Origin of the sequence: Fibrella forsythiae, assembly GCF_017353175.1 — a bacterium.
Lineage (GTDB): Bacteria > Bacteroidota > Bacteroidia > Cytophagales > Spirosomataceae > Fibrella > Fibrella forsythiae.
Map to the genome: position 1 here is coordinate 312,505 of NZ_JAFMYW010000009.1, position 18,550 is coordinate 331,054.

Here is an 18,550-nt window from a genome sequence, read left to right on the forward strand (position 1 = left end):
GTACAGGAAATGTCCAGTAATAAACCTGGAAAAATATTATTTGTAATATACTAAAAATGAGCTAGTTATAAAGGAAAAATACGTACTGATTGTGACTTAAGTTATTAAAGTATGGACAACTAAAACCATAGCCAGTACTGAGCCATAAAAAGTATGATACTGGGTTACCCTAATTAACAGGGAAAAGAGAGCCACGTTCTTCTTCAGGGGTTTTGTTTACTGCGGAAACCGTCTCAAAAGAACGTGGCCAACAAAATACAGCATAACCGCAAACAGGGGACTACTTGTTAAATCAGGGCTACTTACCGTATGTACAGTACAAACGGATGGTGTGGCCAGTATTGATGGTCGATCTGAAACAATACAGAGTTGGTATCCGTAGAGCCGATCCGAGTCACTGTTAGCTTGTCTCCAACCGAATAAGGAGGGTGAGCCGTTTGACAAACGACACGGAAGGGACAATGTATCCGAAACAGAGTACCAGCCTTATTGATAAACAGGCAGCTAGTAACATGGTCGAAGTTTACCGGGTGAGACATGGATTCATCTAACATAAAGGGGACAAAGAAAAAGGCAGCGACAAACCGTCCCCACCTTGTCGATTATTGAAGATACCAGCTTGATGTTCCACCCCGGACCGTATCCAGGAGTCTGGTAGCTAGATCAAATGAGTTCACGTTACGATCCAGGAACGTATCAATGTAGCTGGTTTTAACAGCTCCGGTAAACAGGTTGTACACATTCCAAAGACTAATTAAACCGTCTTCCTGCCGACAAAATGATTCGTCCCGGTAGTAATCCCGGGCAATCGTACTGAACTGTTGGTCACCTAAAAGCAGGGGAGGGATAGCCCGTTTATCGGCCGGGGGAAGGAACTGATATAACCGGCACCGGCCAATCAACTGAGCAAACTGGGTCTCGGTCAGGTAGTAGTCAGTCAGTTGAGCCAGGGCCTGTATCTGCTGTTCAGCCCGGTATCGGCTAATTAGGTCAACCAGAGCTGAGGTCAACTGATCCAGTGATTTAACCCGGAGATCGGCTATGTAGCCATCAGACCAGACACACAGATTCGTACATACCTTGTTTTGAAAACCAATGAATACTTTAAAATGCTCATCGGCTCCCTTCTTCTGATGAAGGCTATCAAGGCTGTAAGACTTTACCCCGCCAACTGTCAAAGACAGCAGATTACTACCAACAGTATCATAGATCGTCGGGATCTCAATGACAAAGGCAGCTCGTTCGTAGTACAGGGTTTTTTCCCAGTCAGCTAACTCCTTTGCTGGCTTGTTACGAGCTTGAGGAATCCGTCCTTTCACTGGATGAGAAACTCGTATTGTCGGGTTCAGTACAGTTTCGTGGGGGAACAGCCGATTTACTGTAGAAAGAGCAGTCTCAATGAAGTCTCCATGGCTAATCAGGGGTTCATTATCTCTGCTGTATACCGGGATAATGTGGTGTTGCTGTATATCTGGTAGAGAGGCAGCTATGGTATTGGCTGTAATAAAGGCTGTTTCTGACGATCTGTTTTCCGATAGAACAATCGTTTCCAGCGGGTTAGACTCGTGGTATATTAATTGAGTTTCCATGATGATTTAGTGGAGAAGTTGACTGATAAAATTTGAATACAAGGTTTTTCCTGTGGGAGATGGGGTCTGGGAATCGCTGAGTCAAATGGATTTCCAGCTATAAAAAGCCAACCGTTAAAAACCGGTCAGTCCATGGTTGACCCGCACCGGGCTAGAAGAGAATCCCAGATAAGCTCGAATGACTGAAAAAGAAAAAGGGACCTGTCTAGGCCCCTTTTCAAGTCGTTTAATCCGGGAAGCAGTACAACACTATTATACTATAGCTATCAGCGGAACTCCAGAAAGAACGGTTTGCTCCATAGAGCTTTGTTCTACTGGGCTGTATTCATACCGATGTTTTCGGGTTATTACCTCCCCTGTCTCAGGAACCGTAAACTCATACGGATCACATTCAGTCTTGATGATGCAGCCAGGGAGCTGTTTCCCTACCATCAATCGGCAAACAGCCTCCGGAAAGGTAGCTGGGATATAACATTTACGAACGGTAGCATAATAACGGCCGGTTTGCTGGGAAACAACCATTTCCAGCTCTTGGCTAGTTAATTCTAGTACTTGAAAAGGGGTTCCTTCTGTAGAAGTACGTTGTTGGTAATCGGATACAGTAACCATGATTTGAGTTTGGTTTGATTGTGTACATTTTACTCATGAGCGGACGGATCTACCCTGTCTTGGCTATAGTAGATTGGTAAGTCTTAGATGAACGTGGGAGTAATCGGGCAGACAAATACCTATCTACAGACGTACTCGGATTCAGATATACATACTATTCTACTACCATTGAAGTAGACCGGGGGGACCAGGGGGACTCGGTAGCAGACGGGGCGTGAACACTACCCACCCTTGTAGACAGACCCATATAAAAAAAATTTGGTGGGGTGGAACGAGCTGGAAATTCTGGAATAGGCAGAGCTATACGGTACTCCCTATAAGCCATTATTGAGATAGCTCAGAAGTCACAGGGACTTAGATCAATGGATTTCAGATAGCTTAATTCGGACGTTAATGACCGGAAAAAAGGGTATACCTGTTCTGCCCAGCCTACATTAGAAACCAGCACTGGGAACTTGAGAAAAGCAGGAACAAAGGGATTCTACAGATAGAAAGTGGTTTCACTAGTCTACCTAGTAGCTAGCTATTTCAGGTTTATGCCTGTCAACGTTTTACCAGATTACCGATTGTGTAGCCTCATCCAGTAGATCATCTCCAAAGCCTTGAAGATAAATCCGAGTGGTCTGCTCTGAGTCATGTCCCATCAGCTCACTGATAATAGCTATAGATATTCCTTCCCGTTTCAGGACGGTAGCAAAAGAATGGCGGGCTACATAAGTGGTTAACTTCTCCTCGATACCTAACTGTTTACCGATCTCTTTCAGAGAGCTGTTTACCTGCCTGTTCACCTTGTCAATCCTGTTATCAATCTGGACCGGGCTGATATGAAAGTCTATTCTCAGTATGGGAAAGATATACCCGTCTTCTGATGGAGTTATACTTGGCCGGTATAGGTCTAGTATCTCCTGAGCTGGTTTTAACAGGTTAATAGTGAACAGCTCCTTCGTTTTCCTACGGGAGTACTGGATTCGACCGGCTTTAACGTTTGACCGCTTAAGCAGGGCCATATCAATAAAGTTGATCCCCCGGCAGTAATAACTGAACAGAAAATAGTTCTTGGCGTGGAATAAGGAAGTACCGGGTTTAGTTGCGAAACCAGCAATAGCCTGAACTTGAGCTTTGGTTAACGATCTCTTTCTGGTTTTAACCCGTCGGTACTTACTGAAGCTGAAATCCTTGAATGGAAGAAAATCTGGTTTTACATAGCCCTCCTTACGGGCATAGTTGACCAGTGTCTTGAAAGTTCTCATGAAAACAAAGATGGAACTGAACATAACGTTTCGGCTGAGGAACCAAGCTTCATACTTCATCAGAAAGGACGGGTTAACGTCAGTAAACAGAAAGTCTTTTCCATCCTTGAAATTCCGTAAGCTGTTGGCTGTAGACCGGAAGATATTAGCGTAGCCGATCCGGCCTGACTCGGTAAGCTGCTTTATAACCTGATCGAAGTAGCCTAACACTTTCACCGGCACCGGGGCCTTGTGAGACAAGGTTGTCAGTCGGTCAAGAGAGAAATCCTGATCCTCATTAGTTAGGGTCAACAGCTCCTTTTGAATAGCTAGTTTGGTTTTTAGAATGGTCGTCGTTAACTCCTTATACAGAGGATGTTTAGTCTTAGGAATCCCTTTAGCCTGATCCCAAAGATCAGCAGGACAGGTTATCCCTAAGGTTATGTACCTTGATTGACGATTTCTAGTAACCCGGATCATAACGGGACTTTCCCCGTTTCGTAAGACTTTTGATTTAAAAAGAACGGCATTAACTGTAGCTTTCATAGGAAAACGGGTAAAACATGGTTAAAACATTTGGTTAAAACCACCCGTAAAATCCAGTAGCAGGTTATTGAAAACCTTTGTTAACTATCTAGTTATCAGTAGATAAAGGTTATAGGCAGTCCGGTAGCGTGCTTGCATGGGGTGCAAGAGGTCGTGGGTTCGAATCCCGCCTTCCCGACAAAGCCAGTCAGTATTGACTGGCTTTTTTTGTTGATAACATGTGCTCAGACGTGGTTTGGTAGTGAGCTTATTTCGTAACATTGGCTGCTGGGCATACAGGCAGCGTAACCGACGAACAATACGGTGGCTGGCCTCATCACTGGGTATTGCTAACCGGGGAAAGACAACTGGCTATCGTATATTAGCTCGGGCTTCGGGAATTGCCTCGTTGGCTATTGGCTGGTTTACACTCAAACATGCGTCTATGTGTCTGTCTCGCGGTCTGTACATAATCCTGTTGGCGATCTCCTGGTTAGCGCCCGGCTGCCTGGCGCAATCGGCCGGGGATTCGACAATGACCCGTACTTCCCGGAATCAGCAGACGTATCAGTCGATCAGCCGCTCGTCGGAAGATTCAACCAAATCGGTATTCAACTTTGGCGCAGCACCGTGGTATGCCAGGGCGAATCCGTTGCTGGTCTACACCGGGCTGGGTAATATTCGTGATCGTATCTCGCAGAGCGTCGAGATTGGTAAATCATTCAACGTCATCGACTTAGGGGTCGCGGTTGGGCGTAATTCCCTTCGCCCCGACTCAACGATGTTCCTGGAAGGGCGTGTAACGATGGACGTGGCAAATTACGGTGTCTTTGCCAACGAAATGACCATTGGCGCTGGCCGGGTGTTCGATAGGGCGGGGAGCCTGATGCTGGAGCTAACCTACAGTATTATGGCTCAGGTTGCTCCCCGGCTGGGCATTGGTTTAACCACGGGCTATTACGACTTCAGCAGCGAGTTCACCGACAGTTCCAAAACGTTTTACGGCGTTTATCTGCGATATGGGCTCCTGCGCACTGACTCGGGGGGGCTGCTGGGTAACGGACGAGCTCGACCGCCGCGCGTTGGCCGCCCGACGCGTGGACACGGGCGTGGACATGGCCATTGACCTGACCGAATTCAGCGGCCAGCAGCGATGCCCTCCAGCGAGTGACAAAAGGAATTGATAGGTACGTGTTTGGTCTGAAAACCAAGCGATTCCAGGTACGTTGTCAGGGCGCTGACATTGTTGCGATCTGCATCTAGATCATGTACTTCCATGACAATGTGACGCACTCGCCGGAATAGGTCAGGGTCTGTATTGTAAAAGATATCGTACTCGCTTCCTTCGCAGTCCATCTTCAATAAGTCAATGACCGCGAGGTTATTACTTTCGATAATACTCGTTAAGGTGATGCCCTTCACTGTCAGCGTGCGGGTGTTGTTTTCATGAAAGGAGGCTAGTACTGATGCTACTACCTGGTTATCGTCAGCGGCCTCGGCAAACAGATCGATTACTGCCTTATGATGTCCGGTAACAGCCATCTGAAAGAGATGCACGGTACGTTTCAAACGTGGATTTGCCTCCAGTGTTTGCTGAAATGCCTGTACATTGGCGGGCACGGGTTCATACGCATACACAGTTGCCCGCTTTATTTTGGAGAGTAACTGAACCGCAAAAAAACCTGCATTAGCGCCAATATCGATGACAACAGGTTGTTCCGGAAGCTGCGCAACCAGAGCATCTATCTCGTACACATCCTGCATGAACAGCTCCTTAAATACCTGATAAAGCGGTTCTGTTACCTGGAAGTGAAGCGGCAGTGGCTTTGTCGTAAATGACAGTGACCGGTGCCGGCGATCACTCTTGTGCATGATGTATTCGGCTGGATTGGCAATATGTTGCCAAAGCCGGACATATCGGTTTATTCCTTCTGCAGGCATAGAGAAGCCTTTTAAGTCATAACGTTTAGTAATAAACTGATTTCCGGGATAGCTGTTCACCGCCATTACAGCGGCTTCCGATGCTCACAAGCCCTACTGTTGCGAGTATGGAAGGGTGTTAACGCCTGCCTTGACCAGATTGGGGCTACACTAAGCCCGTATAAATTCGCCAATAGGTGGCCGCTACGTTTTCCCAGCGAAATTGCTGGCTAAATGCCCGAAGCCGATCGGGATAGGCCGGGTCATTTGCATAGGTAGCCATGCCCGCCTGAAACGTGTCGATCATGGCCTGTGGCTCAAATGATCGGAAGTAAAAGGCGTCTGGGCCACCGACTTCAGGCAAACTCATTTTATCCGACGAAAAGACGGGTTTGCCCAGCGCCATTGCTTCTACAACGGGAAGACCGAATCCTTCCAGCAACGACGGAAACAGAAAGGCATCGCAATGGGCATAAAGCCACCATTTCGTGGCTTCGTCAACAGAACCGGGTAGAATGAGCCGGTCTGCAACGCCCATCTGTCTGGCCGAGGCCAGCAAATCAGCCACGTAATCGGGCTTCATATCACCGGCCAGAACGAGTTTATAGGCAGGAGAGGCAGCCAGAATAGGCAGAAGCGTGTGTACGTTCTTGCGCGGATCAACCACGCCCATGAATAGCAAAAACGGCCCATCAGGCCGGAAGGAAGGAGAGAGCGACTGAATATTGTCTGGCACATTGGCACCCAGGTACGTTACCTCAACGGGTGTGGCGGGTGGTAGAGTCAGTTGCTGCCGAACATCGTTGGCTACGTATTCTGAAATTGTTGTAACGACCGAGGCCTGGTCTACGCGTGCCTGGTACCGCTTTTTCTGCTTGGCCTTCTGCTTATCTGTATAACTTGGATGGATCAGGTAGTTCAGGTCGAGAATCGTGTAAACCAGCGATGTCGACTGGGCGGGTAAGAATTTCGATCCCTGGTGCAGGCAGTGCCAGACATCATAGCCGGTCGTTCGCCAATGTCGTAGCCATTCGGTGGCCACTTTGTACTGCACCGATGGGCCGAAGAAACCCTCTTTACCCTTAGGTACCAGAAAGGTGATCTCCCAGTTTGCCGGACACTGTCGAATAAGCTCTTTGCTCAGGTTGAGGCAAACCTGCCCCATGCCGGTATTGATATGTTTTAGTGGCTGGGTGTCGACAAATAACTTGGGCATTAAGCGGGCTCGTGGCGTTTTAACGTCTAAGATATACCTATTCCAACGATCCGGATAGGTTCATTTGATATAAAAAATCTACTCATTGCCACCATACGGGATACCTGCCGGAACGAAACCGTTGCTGGCGAAGCCGGGGAGGTAAGGGCGTTGATCGATGATCAGGCAGTTACACGTACCCGGCTCTACCGGAGTTGCGCCTGAATTTGCTCAACCAACTGGTCAAACTTATCGGGTAGCAGGGCTTCTTTTCTGAAGAGTTTTCCTTGAGGCAGAATAATTCTGACAGGCGACGGATCGCTAAGGTTCAGGGTGTTGAATACAGAATAGGTCTGTGATTCGGAGAGCCTGATATGTTCGCCCTTCAGGCGGTTCCGGACGATCGATTCCAGCCAGAGCTTCTCGTCAGCATCGTTTGTGCTGATGTACAGAATGGTTAGATCCTGCGGCAGAAAAACGTCGCGTAACCGTTGCGCATCGCGGGCCAGTTGCCGGCCCGTTTCGCTACCGGGCCCCCAAAGAACTACGTAAATTACATGGCCTCTGTTCTGATCAACCGCCTTTTTGAGCAATTCAGAGCCGTCCCGATTTGTACCGGCTGTAACGTAAATACCGTCGCCGACATAGCCGCTGTTTACGCCCGGTTGTTTTTCCAGCGCCAGGTAGTCAGCGCGGACTTGTCTGACCAGGGCGGTGTCTCGCAGGGCCTGCCCCAGCAGATCACTGAACGACTGTTTCAGGTATGGATTGCCAATCTGCGGGTAAATGTGCTGTGCTACTACCTGAACAATGTCGAGCGTAGATTCGGTGATCACCATGTTCATCGCGTATCCTTTCAGGTAATCCATAGACAGGCTATCGAATAGGGGGCGAGCGGTTTGCATGGCATTTTCGTAGGTAAGCAGTCGAGTCAGTGTATCGGGGTTGCGCTCGAGCAGTTTCGACAGGTAGCGTACATCGGCCGTACGGGCCGTGTTGGTTTCGCGGAAGGCGGCCAGGCGTTGCCGGTCATTGACCGTAAGGCCGGTGCCGTATTGATCGATCAACTGCGCCAGTGTACGAATACGAATGCCACGACCACTGCTAGGCGTATTTTGCTGAATGCGCATATCCGCATATGCCCCAAACCGGCTCATGGCAATGGCGCGGCTGGCCGTTAGCAGGGTTTCTGTATCGGTTGTGACGGCTTTGAAATAATTGGGCGGTATGGTCTGCTGTTCCTGAAGGGCTTTGTCGAAGACGTAGGCTGCTGCATCATACCGGGCGTTTGTGACGGCCCAGTCGCGCACCAGCGGGAAAACGGTCTGCCTGGTCGAAAACTGAGTGAATGGGTCTATAAAGGTCGGGTAGAGCGTTGAAAAAGTCTGATTAATATCGCCATTCAGTGCTTTTTTGAGCGTGCGTTTTCGGGCATTCTCATCGGGCTTGTTCTTGGCTTCAAACGCTTTAAATTGAGCATACTGCTGATTCACCTGCGCGTTGACACCGCCAAACTGAAACGGAAGGGCCGCCACATACAGAGAATCGTTATCGAGCGTAATGGTCAGGTTGCCTGCCGAAGCCAGAAATGGAGTAGTGGCATTTCCGATAATGAACTGCATCTCTTCCTGTGGGTACACGATTGGAACGGCCACCCGAAATGTGCCATTGGGCTGAAGTGGAGCCGGAAATGCCTGTTCGATACCACCACGCAGCATATTTGTCCGGGTGACCAGTACGGTGGGCGACTGTCGGTACAATTTTGCCGATAACCGACGTACCTGACCCGACACGATAACCGAATCGATCCTGGGTTGAGCAAAGGCTGCAGTAGCCGTGATTAGCAGGAGAAGTAAGAAAGGTAGGCGAACCATAAGTCAGTTATCAATTAGCAGTTACCAATTACCAGTCGACGCTATTCGTGCGTCTAAGCTACGATATCGCTTACTTGTTGTGAACTGATCACGGGTAACTGACCGTGTTATTTCGTGGAAATACCGTGGTATCGTTCGGGCTCCCGGTAATCGCGGCGGAGGGGGTGACCTTCCCAATCCAGCGGCAGCAGGATGCGGCGTAGATCAGGGTGCCCGGTGAACCGAATGCCGATCAGATCAAACGCTTCCCGTTCGTGCCAGTCGGCGGTGCGCCATACGTCGCTAAGGCTGGGTACGTTCGGTAATCCGTCTACGGCGTTCTCGTTGTGGCGAACCACCGTTAGGTTCAGCATCAGGTTGTGCGCATATGGAATCGACGTCAGGTTATAGACAACCTCCATCGTGTTGGCGTCGGGCCCGTTATCAATGGCTGTTACACAAGCCAGCAGATCGAAAAACAACCGGTCATCGTTGCGGAGGAACTGGCAAATTGTTACCAGTTCCTCCGCTTTTACTGTCAGGAAAGGTTGCAGACCAGTCGTAACAGGCTCTACCTGGAAGTGTTCCTGCAGTAGGATGGCGATTTCCGAAAATGTCATTTTTGAAGGAGTTTACAGTTTACTGTAAACAGTTTTTTACACTTCCATTTTTACAAGCGAGCCGCCGCGCAGAACGGGAACCACATCGTAGAGGTCGTGCTGAAGGCAATAGGCAATATCTTTCTGGATACCAAGCCGCTGTAACCGCCGCAGGTGCGACGCGTTGGCCAGGTAACTGACCAGATTGTCTTTCCCGTCGCAGTAGAGGCGGTGGGCCAACAGCACGCTATCTTCATGCATGGCGTAATCGTCGCGGAGGCGGTGGGCCAGCGCACCGGCAAAAAGTGTATCTTCCAGATTGACCCGACCCTTCCAGCCTGCGCACAGCACCATGACGTCGTAGGTCTGGGTACGCAGGTAACGGGCTATAGCGTCGAGGTTCAGAAACGACCCAACCAGTACTTTCACCGCTGACCGCGACCGGGTGATGGCCAGCGTGCCGTTGGTGGTGGTCATGGCAATGTCGGTGCCTTCGAGGCGCTCGTCCATGTAGCTGAACGGCGAATTGTCGAGGTCGAATCCCTCTACCGTCTGGGCATTGCGCTCGGCGGCGGCAAGGTATCCCCGTTGTTGCAGGGCGCGGCACTCGTCAACAGTGGCTACCGGAATAATGCTGCCAACACCATAGGCAAAGGCTGTAACCATGCAGGAAGTAGCCCGGAACACATCGGCCACCACCACAATCGTATTATCGATGGTGTGCAGGTGCAGCAGATCCGGGGTCAGGCAAACGTCAATTTGTTTCATCTATACGCTATTTTCTCTGACAGGATTACAGGAAGAACAGGATTTTTAAGCAGGTCATCATCGAGATAAAACCCTGTTTTTCCTGTAATCCTGTTAGAAAATCGGTTACTTTTTCAGAAATGGAAGTTTAACTACTTCGGCTTTGAGCAGCTTTTCGCGGACGCTGACGAAGATCTCGGTGCCGGGTTTGCTGAGTGCGGCAGGTACGTAGCCCATACCGATGCCTTTGCCCAGCGTGGGCGATTGCGTGCCCGACGTTACCTCGCCAACCACGGTGCCGTCGGCGGTGCACAGTTGATAATGGCCACGCGGAATACCTCGGTCGATCATGCTGAAACCGATTAGTTTGCGCGCAATACCCTGTTCTTTTTCTTCTTTTAAAACCTCCGAATTAACGAAATTGTGCGTGAACTTGGTGACCCAGCCCAGGCCTGCTTCCAGCGGCGACGTTTCGTCGGTGATGTCGTTGCCATACAGGCAATAGCCCGATTCGAGGCGGAGCGTATCGCGTGCGCCCAGGCCAATGGGCTTGATGCCGTACGGTGCCCCTGCTTCCATTATTGCATTCCAGACCGTTTCGGCCTGATGGTTCGACACGTAAATCTCGAAACCACCCGCGCCGGTGTAGCCCGTTGCCGAGACAATGACGTTGGCCATACCCGCAAAATCGGTCTTCTCGAAGGTGTAGTACGACATCGACTCGAGCAGGGCATTCGTTAGGGGTTGCAGCGCTTTGGCTGCGAGCGGCCCCTGAACGGCGAAGAGGCACATATCATCAGAGATATTCGTCAGTTCAACCGGAGCGCCGGACCGGTCATACTCAGGTGCGTACTGGTTGATCCAGTTCCAATCTTTATCGATGTTCGAGGCGTTAACCACGAGCATGTACTCGTTTTCTGTGATGCGATACACCAGCAGGTCATCGATCACCCCGCCGCGATCGTTTGGCAGGTATGAATACTGCACTTTCCCGTCGAATAACACGCTGGCATCATTGGCCGACACGCGCTGAATCAGGTCGAGGGCGCCAGGGCCTTTCAGGATAAACTCGCCCATATGCGAGACATCGAAGATGCCCACGGCGTTGCGAACGGTGTTGTGCTCGTCGAGATCGGAGCTATAACGAACGGGCATCTCGTAGCCCGCAAAAGGAACAATCTTGGCACCCAACGCCCGGTGTACGGCGTCTAACGGAACTTGCTTCAGCGACATGTTGACGGTTTTATTGCCGCAAAAGTACGGTCTTTCAACTGGAATGTGTAGCCGTTCCTTTACCGATATATGGTTGATGTTGTGGTGACCTGGAAGCTGATCGGGATGTTGTACTTGACCCGCACTGGCTCGCCCCGCTGATAACCGGGCTGCCAGCGCCCGCTCGATGCACGCACAACCCGCTCCGCTTCGGCATCCAGCGATGGGTGTACACTGTTTAGCAGTTCAAAGTCGCAGAGGGTGCCGTCAGTGCAAACGGTGAATGCCATAAATACTTTGCCCTGTATACCATTTCTGATGGCATCGGCCGGGTATCTGATGTTTTGGCCCAGAAAAGCGTACATTTCTCGCATTCCGCCTTTAAACTCCGGATTTTGCTGGCTGGCTGTATAGGTAATTGTCTTATCGCCGTTTATCGTTGCCGAGCCTCCCAGCGGTTTCCCCTTGTCGAATGATTCGCTATACGAGTACGAGCCATCGCTGTACGAGCCGCTCCAGGTGCCATGTTTCAGGCCATTAACCCAACTGCCGGTTTCCACCAGCTCTACCTCTTTTGCGTCGGATGCCCTCGACAAGACCCGGCTACTATGGCTCGATTGGCCGTTCCCGTTGATCACCAACTGATTGCCCGCCCCGTCCCAGACAGACATCATCCGGTACGGATTGCGACCTTCGAGTTGGTTAATGTCCTTATCGAACGTTTCTACCTGTTTGATCAGCCCGTTGCTGTGCCAGGTCAATTGCGACTTGCCACCAACAGCGGTTCGCATGAGTGTAACCATGCCCGTTGAGTCATATTCCAGGGTTTCGTTGTTTGCGCTATGGTGGCGTCTGATCAATTTGCCAGCTTTATCGAGGGTATAGACAAAGCCATACCAAGTGCTATACGGCTGTTTATGCCCCAGCATATAGGTGACTGGCTCGTTGGGAGAAGCAGATTTATTGTCGAGCCGGCTTAGCGGCAGGCGGGTAAGTTCGCGAAGTTTCCCTGACCCCTTTATCTCCGATACAACGAGTTCACCCGTTGGCAGCCCCGAAACTGAATCGATAGCAGTGGTTTGCTGAAAGCGAGCTTTCTGGCTGCTGATGATGGGTTTTTGATCGCTATCGAAATACTCAATTCGTTGACCAGTTGCGTAGGTTACTGGATCGTTTGCCAGAAACGTAACTGGGTACGTTATCAGTTGCCAAACGGGTTGCCCGCTCTTGATGGCAGGTTTCCAGGCGTTGAACAGACGCATGACCCGGAGAGCTTCCCGGTCGCAGTCGGGCCGAAGACTGCGCATAAGCTGCACGTCTGATACCCGCCCGTTGGGGTCTACAACTGCCGTTACAAAAACTTTCCCCGTTACGTTGGCTACCCTGGCCATAAACGGTTTTTGCACGTTGACCGCCAGAAAGGTTTCCAGCATCGATTGCCCACCGATCGGAGCCGCCACCGAATCAACTTCAAACGGTTTGTAAACGGGCGCCTGCGCATGGGCTGAACGATAGCTGATTACGAAAAGGAAGGGCAGTAAGATGACATTAACAAGTCGTGGATGCATACGTGACACGTGTGTTAGATGGAATGAGCAGGTAGTGGGTTACGTTGGCAATACGTCCGCCGGGGTCAACAACTGCTTTCACGAATACCCTGCCTGTCACATTAGCCAATATAGGCTAATTGATGCGTTAGTCTGACAGTCCGCTAGATAGTTTATCAACTGAGTAACTAGCCGAAAACAGGTGTGGTTAGTAGAGATAGCTCGTGTGAGTTGTGTTGGCTTAGCGGGAGCGCTACCTTCGCTGCCAGTCATTGCATACAGCCGAAAAGCATGAACTCTGTAGGTACGTTATCCCCCGATTTGTTGCTCGTTACAGAACAGGACGAGATCATTGGCACGGCCGAAAAAATGCAGGTCCACTACGATGGGGTGCTGCACCGTGCCTTCTCGGTCCTGATCTACAACGATCGGGGCGATTATCTGATTCAGCAGCGGGCGCTGGAAAAATATCATTCTGGAGGACTTTGGTCAAATGCGTGCTGCGGGCATCCAACGCAGCCTGCCAATACAGCGGCGCAGGCCGAACAACGGCTGGATGAGGAGATGGGTTTCCGTACGTCATTATCACCTTCGTTTAGCTTTATCTACCACGCCTCGCTACCCAACGGGCTAATCGAGCATGAGTTCGACCACGTTTTTACGGGTCAGTATGACGGAGAGATTCCCTTCAACCCGGCCGAGGTGATGGCTGTGCGCTGGGTTAGCCGCGAGGAATTACTGCGCGAGATAGCCACGGCGCCAGCAACCTTTACGGTCTGGTTCAAGATCCTGGTCGATACCATCGAGAAGCAGCGGTAGGTACGTTGGCTGTTGGCTGGTCGTACTTGCTTTCGTGAGCCAGCAGAAGCCGAAAGCGATACATTTCCATCAATCTTCCAGCTTTGTCAGCAAGGCCAGCACGGCATCGTAGGCTACCTGCAACTGCGTGTTGGTAGTGCAATAGGGCGGCATAAAATACAGCACGTTGCCTAGTGGACGCATCAAGACGCCTTTCTCGAGCAGGAACTGGTAGGCCACATCGCGAATGTTATTGAAGTACGACGTCTGCCCATTCGTGATCAGATCAAAGGCTAATAACGTGCCCCGCTGCCGGATGTTTCCCACTACGGGTGATTGACGCAACCTATCGGCAAACGCCGTATGCCTGGTGATAATGCGCTGAATGTCGGCCAATCGGTCTTCGTCGAGCAACAGGTCCATGCTGGCTAAGGCGGCGGCGCAGGCGATCGGATTGGCGGTGAATGAATGGCCGTGGAAAAGGGTCTTCATCTTGTCGGTCGACAGAAACGCATCGTAAATGGCGGCTGTGCAGGTCGTCACGCCCAGGGCCATCGTGCCGCCGGTGATGCCTTTCGATAGACACATCAGATCGGGCTGCTCAGTCAGGTAGTGACTGGCGAATAGTTTGCCCGTGCGGCCGAACCCCGTCATTACTTCATCAGCAATGAGCAGCGTTCCGTGGGTACGTGCCAGCGCGAACAATTCGTTTAGTGCGGCAGGTTCGTACATGTTCATACCGCCTGCGCCCTGTACCAGGGGTTCCACAATGAAAGCGGCTACTTCGTCGGTGAATAAAGTTTGGGCCAGTTCCAGTACTTCAGCCTCCCGGCCCGGCACCGGCACCGGCAGGTACGTTACGTTGAATAGAAAAGGAGCAAAGGGAGCCGTAAAAGCGCTTCGCCCACCAACGGCCATAGCGCCGAACGTATCACCATGATAGGCGTCCTCAAAAGCTACAACTTTAAGCCGCGGTTGGCCAATGTTGTGCCAGTACTGGAACGCCATTTTCAAGGCTACTTCTACTGCCGTTGAGCCGTTGTCAGAATAAAAGATGCGCCGTTGGTTTGTGGGGAGAATAGGCAGCAGTCGCTCGGCGAGTTGTACGGCGGGTTCGTGCGTAAAATCGGCGAAGATCGTATGCTCCAACGTGCGCAGTTGGGCCGCTACCCGGTCGGCAATGTAGGGGTGTGAGTGCCCGTGCAGGTTGACCCACCACGACGAAATCATATCCAGCATCTCGCGGCCATCTTCCAGATACAGCACGGAGCCTTCGCCCCGCACCACAGGTATGGGGGCAGGAGCGGTCTGCATCTGCGTAAACGGGTGCCAGATTACCGCCTGATCACGTTGAGAAAGTGTATTCATACCCCCAAAGGTATGACGCTGCCAGTTTGTTACCTGTTTATCCGGTGCAAAAACGGCTGCTAACCGGAGGGGGGGCTTACTGAAAACAGACAGGTGTGCTGCTTCTTATAATGGGTGATAGAAGCAGGCAAGGTGCCGGTTCGTTATCCGGACCAGCTTTGCAGACTGGTTTTAGTAAACGCAACAAAGCCCCCGATCTTTTCAGTCGGGGGCTTTGTTGCGTTTACTAAAACCAGTCTGCAGTTTAACTACCGTTCGCCAATTGACTTGAATTCGCGGAGGGTAGAGCCGGTGTAGATCTGCCGCGGACGGCCGATTGGCTCTTTCTGCTCACGCATTTCTTTCCACTGGGCAATCCAGCCGGGCAGTCGGCCAATAGCAAACATCACCGTGAACATGTTGGTTGGAATGCCCAATGCGCGGTAGATGATTCCCGAATAGAAATCGACGTTGGGATAGAGTTTGCGTTGTACGAAATACGGATCGTTCAGTGCGGCTTCTTCCAGTCCTTTGGCAATTTCCAGAACAGGGTCATTCACGCCAAGTTTGCTCAGAACGTCGTCGGCCGCTTTTTTGATGATCTTGGCGCGGGGATCGAAGTTTTTGTACACGCGGTGACCGAAGCCAAACAACCGGAAACCCGTTGTTTTTGCGTTTTTGGCCATGTCGATGTACTTGGCCACGTCGCCGCCGCCTTCTTTGATCTCTTCCAGCATCTCGATCACCTCCTGATTGGCGCCACCGTGTAGCGGCCCCCACAGGGCATTTACACCCGCTGCAATAGACGAATAGATGTTGGCCTGCGATGAGCCAACGAGCCGTACGGTGCTGGTTGAGCAGTTCTGCTCGTGGTCGGCGTGCAAGATCAGCAGTACGTTCAGTGCTTCGGCAACAACCGGATCAACTTTATAGTCTTCTACTGGCAACGCGAACATCATATTGAGGAAGTTCGGAATGTAATCCAGTTCGTTTTTAGGGTAATTGGTCGGGTGGCCCTGCGTCCGTTTGTACGACCAGGTGGCGATCGTTGGCAACTTGGCCATCAGGCGGGTAATATGCAGGTCGGTGTTCTTCCCTTCTTGTGAGTCGGGGTAGAATGCGCTCATGGCATTGACAAGCGAGCCTAGTACACACATGGGGTGCGCATTGACCGGAAATCCGTTGAAGATATGACGCATATCCTCGTTCACTAGTGTATGCCGACGGATACCCGTCGAGAAGGCGTCGAACTGAGCCTGAGTTGGCAGTTCACCGTAGATTAGCAGGTAAGATACTTCCAGGAATGACGCCTTAGAGGCCAAATCTTCAATTGAATAACCACGGTAACGAAGGATTCCCTCCTCGCCGTCTAAGAACGTAATGGCACTTTGGGTAGCACCTGTATTCTTGTACCCCCGATCGAGAGTAACGTAACCCGACTGGTCACGGAGATTGGAAATATCAACGGCTTTTTCGTGCTCAGAACCTTCCAGGGTTGGGAAGGTGTACGATTTGCCATCTACGGTTAGTTCAGCAGTGCTTGCCATACGTTCGTGCGAGGGTGTAAAGAAATTCAGCGTTAACAGGTTGTTTGCCCGTACAAAGAGCAGTGGGCGAAATTAGTACCAAAAGCAATCGAAAATCCCCCGTAGTCGCCGAAAAGTTCAAGGATAGGGAAGTTCGTTTATAGAACCCCCAAATTTTGTAGCCAGTTTCGGGAAAGTCAAAAGAGGTAGAGATAAAGCGACTCGCTACATTCCATTTCTTACTTTAGCGAAGCGCTCTATCTCTACTTTTTTTTATCTGTCTATCTTTTTAATTTATGATTCGCGTAAAAATCTGTTGTATCAGCAGCCCTGATGAGGCCCGGCTGGCAATCAGTTTGGGTGCCTCCGCCCTTGGATTGGTTGGGCCAATGCCCAGTGGGCCCGGTGTTATCACCGATGAGCAAATCGCTGCAATTGCCCGAATGGTGCCGCCACCCATCGCCACGTTTCTCTTAACCAGCGAAACAGACGCTGAGCAGATTATTGCCCATCAGAAACGCGTGAACACAAACACTGTACAGATTGTCGACGCGCTTACAACGGGTAAGTATGATCAGATACGAGCCGCCTTGCCCGGTATCTGGCTCGTCCAGGTTATTCATGTCATTGACCAGCAATCTGTAGAAGAAGCCTTATGCATTGCCCCACACGTGGATGCATTACTGCTCGATAGTGGCAACCCGAACATGGCTGTCAAAGAATTAGGCGGTACAGGACGAGTACACGATTGGGCACTGAGCCGACAGATCCGCGACCAGTCGCCTGTCCCCGTATTTCTGGCGGGTGGTTTACGGCCCGATAATGTTCGGCAGGCCATTGAGGCCGTGCAACCGTTTGGCCTCGACCTGTGCAGCGGTGTTCGTACCAACGGCCATCTCGATCCGGTGAAGCTTGAGGCGTTTATGAACGCAGTATATCTATAAGATAGTGCCGGGTGGTAAAGAAGCGTCTCGAGTATAGACCATAATGTCGGTTACCTCCGGTCCATCCAACTGTAAAGCCCCGTCAATACCCGATGTAATCCCATCCGTAGTAACAACATTTTTATCCTGAACAAAACGTACATTCTTGACCATCGTAATTGATGGATACTTGCTTTGAGCCTCTTTCAGCGCTTGGTAATGTGTTGTGGCACGAAGGCCATTCAATAAACCTGCAGCGGCCAAACTGAAAAAACCAATGCAGACAGACAGTATGATGAGTGATTCTAACTTGTTTTCATGACAACGCTGAATAAAATGAACCAGAGCAGGATTCATGCCTTTATAATTTTTTCTCATCTAAAATGACGGAAATTACGATTATATCCGGGATAGAGAAGTCTGCGTCGTATAATCGGGTTTGATAGCCACTACAGTATCTTCGCTACGAACAGTATTACTTTTGGCTTTCACTATATATACCGTGTAAGATCGTTTGTTGAACCGCTTTACGCGTAGAAATACATCAATTGCTTCATTCATAGCTACGAGTTAAACCCCCTCGTCCATCAGAATAGTAACCCGAATGGTTGGCTTTTTAGTCATACTAAATTGCGTCAGGTAAGACCAATTGTTAAAAGTGAGAAGGCTGTAAAAATAAACAAATGAAACGGGTACGTTCAGCTGCTTTATACTAATTCGGGTAATTTCTTGATCAAAAAGTTGCCCGACTTAGTATCTGTTTTATATTGGCTAGAAATCTCTCGTTTCAACCCTGATCTGCTTAATACTGATCTTCGTCGCTTTTTACCGTATGAGTTCACGATCAACAATTTTAGATTGCTGGGAAGCTTCGCTGTATTCAACTCATCGGTAATATCGAACCAAAATACTTTACTGCATTCTTTTCCTG

16 protein-coding genes and 1 tRNA gene are annotated in these 18,550 nt (G+C 50.4%); 4 read left to right on the forward strand and 13 right to left on the reverse strand.

Annotated features, from left to right (window positions below; translation table 11 throughout):
- Window positions 1–602: 602 nt before the first annotated feature.
- The 3 genes from J2I46_RS25795 to J2I46_RS25805 all read right to left on the reverse strand — a co-directional run bounded on the left by J2I46_RS25795 (window position 603) and on the right by J2I46_RS25805 (window position 3,973).
- Window positions 603–1,589: a DUF3871 family protein gene (locus J2I46_RS25795; protein WP_207331968.1), complete on the reverse strand. Its 987-nt coding sequence runs from the start codon at window positions 1,587–1,589 to the stop codon at window positions 603–605.
- A gap of 252 nt (window positions 1,590–1,841) precedes the next feature.
- Window positions 1,842–2,198, reverse strand: a complete 357-nt coding sequence (locus J2I46_RS25800; protein WP_207331969.1) for a hypothetical protein — start codon at window positions 2,196–2,198, stop codon at window positions 1,842–1,844.
- 551 nt (window positions 2,199–2,749) lie between these two features.
- Window positions 2,750–3,973, reverse strand: a complete 1,224-nt coding sequence (locus J2I46_RS25805; RefSeq protein ID WP_207331970.1) for a site-specific integrase — start codon at window positions 3,971–3,973, stop codon at window positions 2,750–2,752.
- Between the two features lie 112 nt (window positions 3,974–4,085).
- Between J2I46_RS25805 and J2I46_RS25810 the strand changes: the two genes are divergently transcribed.
- Together J2I46_RS25810 and J2I46_RS25815 are read left to right on the forward strand one after the other, a co-directional pair.
- Window positions 4,086–4,144, forward strand: a tRNA-Pro gene (locus J2I46_RS25810).
- A 253-nt stretch (window positions 4,145–4,397) separates the two neighbouring features.
- Window positions 4,398–5,078 (forward strand): hypothetical protein, encoded by a 681-nt coding sequence (locus J2I46_RS25815; RefSeq protein WP_207331971.1) that lies wholly within the window; start codon window positions 4,398–4,400, stop codon window positions 5,076–5,078.
- Window positions 5,079–5,089: 11 nt separating this feature from the next.
- On the opposite strand, the gene J2I46_RS25820 is transcribed toward J2I46_RS25815, so the two are convergent.
- The 7 genes from J2I46_RS25820 to J2I46_RS25850 form a co-directional block, all read right to left on the reverse strand.
- A complete protein-coding gene (locus J2I46_RS25820) occupies window positions 5,090–5,893 on the reverse strand; it encodes an FkbM family methyltransferase (RefSeq protein WP_207331972.1) in 804 nt (267 codons plus the stop codon).
- Between the two features lie 145 nt (window positions 5,894–6,038).
- Complete coding sequence (locus tag J2I46_RS25825; protein WP_207331973.1) at window positions 6,039–7,088, reverse strand: glycosyltransferase family 4 protein; 1,050 nt, start codon at window positions 7,086–7,088, stop codon at window positions 6,039–6,041.
- Window positions 7,089–7,273: 185 nt separating this feature from the next.
- A complete protein-coding gene (locus tag J2I46_RS25830) occupies window positions 7,274–8,941 on the reverse strand; it encodes a hypothetical protein (protein ID WP_207331974.1) in 1,668 nt (555 codons plus the stop codon).
- Window positions 8,942–9,048: 107 nt separating this feature from the next.
- Window positions 9,049–9,540 (reverse strand): NADH-quinone oxidoreductase subunit C, encoded by a 492-nt coding sequence (locus tag J2I46_RS25835; protein WP_207331975.1) that lies wholly within the window; start codon window positions 9,538–9,540, stop codon window positions 9,049–9,051.
- 36 nt (window positions 9,541–9,576) lie between these two features.
- Window positions 9,577–10,287: a 2-phosphosulfolactate phosphatase gene (locus J2I46_RS25840; protein WP_207331976.1), complete on the reverse strand. Its 711-nt coding sequence runs from the start codon at window positions 10,285–10,287 to the stop codon at window positions 9,577–9,579.
- A 105-nt stretch (window positions 10,288–10,392) separates the two neighbouring features.
- Window positions 10,393–11,499, reverse strand: coding sequence for a glycine cleavage system aminomethyltransferase GcvT (gcvT, locus tag J2I46_RS25845; protein ID WP_207331977.1), 1,107 nt, complete (start codon window positions 11,497–11,499; stop codon window positions 10,393–10,395).
- Between the two features lie 59 nt (window positions 11,500–11,558).
- On the reverse strand, window positions 11,559–13,046 hold the full coding sequence (locus tag J2I46_RS25850) for an energy transducer TonB (RefSeq protein ID WP_207331978.1): 1,488 nt from the start codon (window positions 13,044–13,046) through the stop codon (window positions 11,559–11,561).
- Window positions 13,047–13,316: 270 nt separating this feature from the next.
- On the opposite strand from J2I46_RS25850, the gene idi reads away from it, so the two are divergent.
- On the forward strand, window positions 13,317–13,844 hold the full coding sequence (gene idi / locus J2I46_RS25855) for an isopentenyl-diphosphate Delta-isomerase (RefSeq protein ID WP_207331979.1): 528 nt from the start codon (window positions 13,317–13,319) through the stop codon (window positions 13,842–13,844).
- A gap of 69 nt (window positions 13,845–13,913) precedes the next feature.
- Here the strand turns inward: idi and bioA are convergent, their stop codons facing one another.
- Window positions 13,914–15,191: an adenosylmethionine--8-amino-7-oxononanoate transaminase gene (bioA, locus tag J2I46_RS25860; RefSeq protein ID WP_207331980.1), complete on the reverse strand. Its 1,278-nt coding sequence runs from the start codon at window positions 15,189–15,191 to the stop codon at window positions 13,914–13,916.
- Window positions 15,192–15,439: 248 nt separating this feature from the next.
- Window positions 15,440–16,717: a citrate synthase gene (locus J2I46_RS25865; RefSeq protein ID WP_207331981.1), complete on the reverse strand. Its 1,278-nt coding sequence runs from the start codon at window positions 16,715–16,717 to the stop codon at window positions 15,440–15,442.
- Between the two features lie 275 nt (window positions 16,718–16,992).
- Between J2I46_RS25865 and J2I46_RS25870 the strand changes: the two genes are divergently transcribed.
- The gene (locus J2I46_RS25870) at window positions 16,993–17,640 is read left to right on the forward strand and encodes a phosphoribosylanthranilate isomerase (protein ID WP_207331982.1); all 648 of its coding nucleotides are present in this window, start codon (window positions 16,993–16,995) and stop codon (window positions 17,638–17,640) included.
- Here the strand turns inward: J2I46_RS25870 and J2I46_RS25875 are convergent.
- The gene (locus J2I46_RS25875) at window positions 17,635–17,976 is read right to left on the reverse strand and encodes a DJ-1/PfpI family protein (protein ID WP_207331983.1); all 342 of its coding nucleotides are present in this window, start codon (window positions 17,974–17,976) and stop codon (window positions 17,635–17,637) included. The two genes, J2I46_RS25870 and J2I46_RS25875, sit on opposite strands and share 6 nt — an antisense overlap.
- Window positions 17,977–18,550 lie beyond the last annotated feature (574 nt).